Below are 6,572 nucleotides of genomic sequence, written 5' to 3' on the forward strand. Positions count from 1 at the left end.
GTCGGTGGCGGTCATCTCCTTGTCCAGGGCTCCCTTGTCGGTGGCCTTGGCGAGCAACTCGGAGACATAGCCGTACACATCGGCCTTCGCGGTGCCCGGGGCCACCGCCGTCGCCGAGGCGTGCGTCCTGCGGGACTGCGGAGTGCTCGTCGGCGCCGACGCGAAGGCGGAGCTGAAGGACACCGAGGTCACCGCCTCGGACGCGGACGGCATCCGGGTCGCGGGCGGCGGCGACCTCACGGCCGTCGGCTGCCGGGTCCACGGCGCCCACGGCCACGGCGTGCACATCCAAGCCACCGGCCGCGCCGATCTCGCCCACTGCGTGGTCTTCGACAACGCCGGGGACGGCATCCGCACCAACACCGAGGAGGCGGTGCGGATCCATGACTGCGAGATACGGGACAACGGCGGCCAGGCACTCCATCAGCTGCGCCCCAACTCACGACTCGACGCCGTGAACGTGACCGGGGCGGAGGACGGCGGGACCGCGGAACCGGATGCCGGACACCGGTGGTCGGACACCGCAAACGCCCGTTCCGGCAAGGACGGGCGGCCCACCGCACGCCATGTCGGGTCCGGCCCGCTGGCCGAAATGGACGCCCTCGTCGGGTTGGAGAGCGTCAAGCAGGAGGTCACCGCCCTCATCAACCTGAACAAGATGGCCCGACGGCGTGAGGAGATGGGCCTGCCCATGCCGCCGATGAGCAGGCATCTGGTGTTCGCCGGTCCGCCCGGCACCGGCAAGACCACGGTGGCCCGCCTCTACGGCGCCGTCCTCGCCGAACTCGGCATCCTCACCCAGGGACACCTCGTGGAGGTGTCCCGCGCCGACCTGGTCGCACAGATCATCGGCGGCACAGCCATCAAGACCACGGAGGTCTTCAACCGAGGCCTCGGCGGAGTGCTGTTCATCGACGAGGCGTACACCCTGACCAACCAGTCCAAGGGAACCGGCCCGGACTTCGGTCAGGAAGCCGTCGAGGCCCTCATGAAGCTCATGGAGGACCACCGCGACGAGATCGTGGTGATCGTCGCGGGCTACTCGGAGCAGATGGACCAGTTCCTCGCCTCCAACCCCGGCATGGCCTCCCGCTTCTCGCGCACGGTGGAGTTCCCCAACTACACGGTCGAGGAACTGGTCACCATCGTGCAGGGCCTGTGCGCCAAGCATTACTACGAACTCACCGACGGGGCTCTGGAAGCGGTGGGCCGCTACTTCGAACGCACCCCCAAGGGACCCACGTTCGGCAACGGCCGAGTCGCCCGCCAGGTCTTCGAAACGATGATCAACAGACAGGCGTCGCGGCTGGCAGTCTCCCCGCCGGGCAGCGACTCGGAACTGAGCCGGCTCACCGAGGACGATGTGGAGACCGTCCCCGAGGCCCCCGCCCGTTCGGACGAGAACGCCCCTGCCGCTCCGGCCGGTGGAGCGGCGCCGGGCGCAGCCCCGCCCGCTGCGGCGGCCGGCCGCAGCGTCGCCCGTATCAACGCCCTCGTCGGCCTGGACGGCGTACGCCAAGCGCTCCGGGACCGCCTGGCCGCACTGGTGCCGCTGCGCCGCCGTGGCGAACCGCTGGCCGGACGGGCCAACCTGGTGTTCGCCGGCCCGGAGGGCAGCGGTCGTGACGCGGTGGCGGTGCTGTACGCGAAGGCCCTCGCCGAACTCGGCGTGCTGCCCACCGGCACGGTGCACCGGGTGCTGCTGTCCGCGACGCCGGCCCGCTGGCCCGGCCAGGCGGAGGCCAACGTACTGACCGCGTTCGACGAGGCGGCGGGCGGCGCACTCGTACTGGAACTCGACGAGCTCTTCGAAGCCCGGATGCTCCCGGAGCGCACGGCCCTGGTCGCCGCGGTACGGGAGACGGCCGCGCGACGGGACGACGTCGTACTCGTCCTGTCCGGAGCCCCCGGGCCGTTGGGCGCCCTGCTGGGCGCCGCGCCGGGAGCCGACCTGGCCGGTGGTTTCCCGGTGCGGGCCGACTTCGCGCCGTACCTGCCGGAGGAGTTGGCTCTGCTGGCCGTGCGACGGCTGACCGCGACCGGGCTGGAGGCCGGGGACGGGGTGCTGCAGGCCCTCGCCGCGCACTTCACCCGGACTCCCGCGGTGCGCGGTGCGTTCGACGCGCACGCGTTCGCCGACCGGCTGGCCGACCTGGCCGTCTCACGCGTCGTCCAGGGCGCCGACGTCTCGGGCCTGCTCGATCTGCTCCACGAGGACACCTGGGACGACGCCACGGAAAGGCTGCCGGTCGCCTAGCCGGGGTCGTCTCGGCCCTTGTGCGGGCGTGTGTCCGGTGCGCGGGAAGGACCGGCGCAGGCCGACGCGGCCGCTGGAGCGCACGGGCAGAGAGGCTGTCACACCGGGCAGGCCGGGCCCGGGAAACTGTGCTCGGGCCCGGTCGGCGAACAAGATGGAAACACGCGGGCAACTCGCCCCGCGACACTCCTGAAACCTACTGGAGGACTCCGTATGGCGTCGAACATCGAGGCCGTAGACCTAGCCGGAATGCAGCAGTCTGCACAGGTCCACCTGCAGACTCTGGAGAACCACCGTGCGTCCTTTCAGCGCATGAGGGAATTGGCGACCCGCGCAGAGCAGGGCTGGAAGGGCGAAGCAGGTGCCAAGTTCCACAGTGCCCTCGAAGCGTGGATGGCCAACTACGCCAAGGTCGGCGCGGTTCTCGACGAGATGCACCAGCGCATCATCGGGACCGGGAACGTGCAGACCCAGGCACACCAGTCGACCTCGAACACCGCGGGACAGTTGAGCTCCTCGCTCGCCCTGCCTGTCACGCTCAAGGGTTTCTGACCGGCGCGTCCCCTCGACTTTCGCGCAGCGCCAGGTACCCCCGGTCACCGGGGCGCTGTGTCCCAACCACCAAGGAGATAGAAAGATGGCTGAGACCTATGCGGTCGACTGGGGGGCGTTCAACGAGACGCTCACCCAGTTGAGCACTGTACAGTCGGAGATCAACGAGCTCAACCAGCAGTTCGGCTCCGGCAACACCCAGGCGCTGACCGGCTGGATCAGCGACGTCAAGGACCTGTTCGACCAGCACAAGCTGAACTGGAACCAGACCGTCGCGGACATGCAGACGCAGGCCGCGGCGGCCCAGAAGGCAGCCGACCAGTGCCGTGAGGAGTACCTGCAGGCTCACGCGTTCGGCATGAAGACCTGGGGCGGTTAGTCGTGGCAGCCATCCCAGCCCGTCCCGACGGGCCCGGCGGCACGCCCCAGTCCACACCGGACCCCGGACCGCCGCAGGCCTGGGACCCCACGAGCGTCCACCGGCCGGCCGTGGTCACCGGCCCGGTGTCCGGCAGCGTCCCGGACCCGCCTCCCGTACCCAAGGGTGGTGGGGGCGGCTCGGGCAAGGAGGTCGTGCACACGGCGTCCATGGACCAGTTCGCCAAGAACGTTGCCAGCCTCGTGCCGCACGTCATCGAGGCACGCAACCGGATGGCGTCCGGTTCGGCGGCCGCAGTACACCCGGGCGCCTTCTACGACGCCTACCAACTGCGGTCCAACACCTCGGGCCCCAACGGCGGCGGTGGCCTCCAGCAGCGGTACTACAACACCCTCTCCGACCTCGCGGAGGGACTGCAGGACATCAGCAACGGGATGCAGGCGGTGAGCAAGAAGTACAGCTCGGCCGCCCAACTCTCCAAGATCAAGACCAGCGACCTCCAGGAGGCGCTGAGCGACCCCCTGGCGGACTTCCAGAAGCTGGGAAACGACAGCGGTGCAACCGTCAATTCCACCGGCACGGGCGGCGGGGGCAACACTGGCGGTTCCGGCAACGGTAACGGTTCCGGTAACGGTAACGGTTCCGGTTCCGGTTCCGGCAACGGTTCCGGCAACGGTTCCGGTTCCGGCAACGGTAACGGTTCCGGTTCCGGCAACGGTTCAGGGAACGGGTCCGGTCAATAACCGTTGTACTCGCCGCTGTTGGCGGCACCGCGACCCGGTGCCGCCAACAGCGGCTCAGGCATGGACGTATTCAGCGCTCGGTCCTTCCGCCGTCGTCGTGTTCGCGTGCCGGAGGCCGAGGCTCCAGACGAGAGCGCAGGCTTATGGCGGACTACAACCAGGGCGGATTCCATGAGGACGGCAGCGGCATCTATGCCGACCCGACCGTCCAGGGCTCCCCGTCCGACTACGACAGCTGGGACTGGAAGCAGATCATGGCGGCCATCACGGGCGGCTCCGCCCTGGTGCCCGGTGAGGGCGGCGGCGCCCGCGCGTCGTCCGTGTCCTCCCCAGAGACCCTGATGCAGGCGGCGAACGACTTCCAGTACATCCAGGAAGTCATGGCGATGGTAGCCAAGAGTCTGGCAGACCAGTCCAAAGCCCTGGCCGGAGGCAACGGCGCGCCCTGGCAGGGCGGCGCGGCGGACACCTTCATGGAGACGATGACCACGTTCTCCAAGCAGGTGGCCTCGAACGCCGAAGCCCTCGGCGGTGGGTCCACCGGCAGTTCGGTTGCCCAGAACCTCGTCTGGAGCGCCAACGCGCTGACCGTCGCCCAGGCCAACATCCACGCCATCGACGCCTGGTACGCCAACCAGGCCGCCCAGCTCGGCGTCCAGCCCATGGCCAACGGCCTGATGCCGATCAGCCAGAAGCCCGAACTCGTGCAGATGATGACGGACGACATGCGGGCCGAGTTGAAGAAGCTCGCCACCAACTACGCGCAGGTGACCCAGACCCTCGGCCGTGTGCAGCCCAAGCCGGTCACCCCACCGACCAAGGACCCCGGCAGCACGGGCGGTGGTTCCGGTGGCTCCGGCGGTTCCGGTGGTTCCGGTGGTCCCGACCTGAGTACCGCGGGCGGCGGCAGCGGAGGCCCCGATCTGAGTACCGCGGGGGGCGGCGGCAGCGGAGGCCCCGACCTGAGCACCGCGGGGGGTGGCGGAGGCGGCGGTGCGGGCGCGCCCGACCTAAGCTCGTTGAACACCGGAGGCGGAGGCGGGACTGGTGGTGGTACGGGGGACCTGGGAGGCACCGGCGCGGTGTCGCCGTTCCCTGGCGGAGCCTCGACAGGCAACCTCGGAGCCGGGGGCAGCGGACCGGCACTGCCGAACCTGAACGACCCCGGTACGGGGCAGGGCGGTTCCGGTGGTTCGGGCGGTGCGGTGGACCCGTTCACCGGGGGCGCCACGACGCCCGACCTGCAGACCGGGACCGGTGGTGCGGGAACGGGCGCCGGTGCGGGGGGTGGTACCGGGGCCGGCACGATCGAGCCGTTCCCCGGCACGGCGGGCAGCGGTTTGAACGACATCCTCAATCCGGCCACGGGCACCGGCGCGGGCAGCGGTGTCCCCCTGCCCGGGTTCGGCTCCGTGGCCGCGCCGTCGACGGGGAACACCGGTTCCTCGGCAGCGGGCCAGGGCCTGGCCGAGCCGGTCACGGCCTGGACCGGCGGTGCCCGGATACCGGAGTTGGGTACCGGCGGCGCGGGGACCACTCTTCCGCAAGCCGGCGGGGCCGGTGCCCCGGACATCGGGGCGATCGGAGCGCCGAACGCGCTGCCGAGCGACCTCGTGGGCGGCGCGCCCGGCCTCGGCACCGCGATGCCGTCCTCCAACCTCGTCTCCACGCCGGGCCTGCCCGATACGTCGGCGGCGGGCGCGGCCGGTGGCGGTGCCGGGATGCCGATGATGCCGATGTCTCCGGGCATGGGCGCCGGCGCCGGGGGGCAGGGGACGGGTGCGGAACGCCCCGACTCCTCGGGGTTGTTGGGTGGTGAGATCAAGCCCTGGAGCGGCGGCGCGAGCCTGGCCGGGCTGCCGGAGGTGAATCCGGTGGCGGGTGCGGCGGCGGGTGGTCCGGGTCTGTCCGGGCTGGATGTGGGGCAGTCGGTCGATCCGGCCGGTGGCCTGGCTCAGGCACCGGAATTGGGGTCGTCGCCGGCCTCCGAGGCATCGGCGGCGGGCGAGGCAGGTGGTGCGGGTGCCGGGATGCCGATGATGCCGATGGCTCCGGGTATGGGCGCCGGGGCGGCCGGAGGCGCGGGGGCGGGTGCCGAACGCCCGGACGCCTCCGGGTTGTTGGGCGGCGAGGTGGCACCCTGGACCGGTGGTGAGGAACTCGGTGCGCTGCCGGAGGTGAATCCGGTGGCGGGTGCGGCGGCGGGTGGTCCGGGTCTGTCCGGGCTGGATGTGGGGCAGTCGGTCGATCCGGTCGGTGGCCTGGCTCAGGCACCGGAGTCGGGATCGCAGCCGGCCTCCGAGGCGGCGGCGGGCGAGGCCGGTGGCGTGGGTGCCGGGATGCCGATGATGCCGATGATGCCGGGCATGGGTGCGGCCGGGGCCGGGGCCGCCGGTGGAGCGGGCGGCGAACGGCCCGACGCCTCAGGGCTGTTGGAGGGCGTGACCGCGCCCTGGACCGGCGACGGAGGAGCCGGGCCGGAGGCAGGAGTGAACCCGGTGGCCGGGGCGCCGTCCGGGGGATCCGAACTGTCGGGCACGGCCGCGACCGCGTTTGCCGCGACCGCCTCGGCGGTGGCCGGGGCGGCTGCGGCAGCCATGCCGGTACCGCCGGGCGCGCGTCAGCGCGCGGGAGGCGCCGC

General features: G+C 71.5%; 5 protein-coding genes. All 5 read left to right on the forward strand.

Translation table 11 applies throughout. The annotated features are described in order from the left end of the window. Positions 1-142: 142 nt before the first annotated feature. The gene (locus tag ABZ656_RS55435) at positions 143-2,257 is read left to right on the forward strand and encodes an AAA family ATPase (protein WP_360279984.1); all 2,115 of its coding nucleotides are present in this window, start codon (positions 143-145) and stop codon (positions 2,255-2,257) included. Positions 2,258-2,470: 213 nt separating this feature from the next. Beyond that, positions 2,471-2,809, forward strand: a complete 339-nt coding sequence (locus ABZ656_RS55440; protein WP_101402700.1) for a WXG100 family type VII secretion target — start codon at positions 2,471-2,473, stop codon at positions 2,807-2,809. Between the two features lie 85 nt (positions 2,810-2,894). Next, on the forward strand, positions 2,895-3,188 hold the full coding sequence (locus ABZ656_RS55445; RefSeq protein WP_101402701.1) for a hypothetical protein: 294 nt from the start codon (positions 2,895-2,897) through the stop codon (positions 3,186-3,188). Between the two features lie 2 nt (positions 3,189-3,190). Further along, positions 3,191-3,931: a hypothetical protein gene (locus ABZ656_RS55450; protein WP_129592190.1), complete on the forward strand. Its 741-nt coding sequence runs from the start codon at positions 3,191-3,193 to the stop codon at positions 3,929-3,931. A 143-nt stretch (positions 3,932-4,074) separates the two neighbouring features. Beyond that, the coding region (locus ABZ656_RS55455; RefSeq protein WP_360279981.1) for a WXG100 family type VII secretion target at positions 4,075-6,572 on the forward strand (2,498 nt) is incomplete at its 3' end.

The organism is Streptomyces sp. NPDC007095 (assembly GCF_040634475.1).
Taxonomy (GTDB): domain Bacteria; phylum Actinomycetota; class Actinomycetes; order Streptomycetales; family Streptomycetaceae; genus Streptomyces.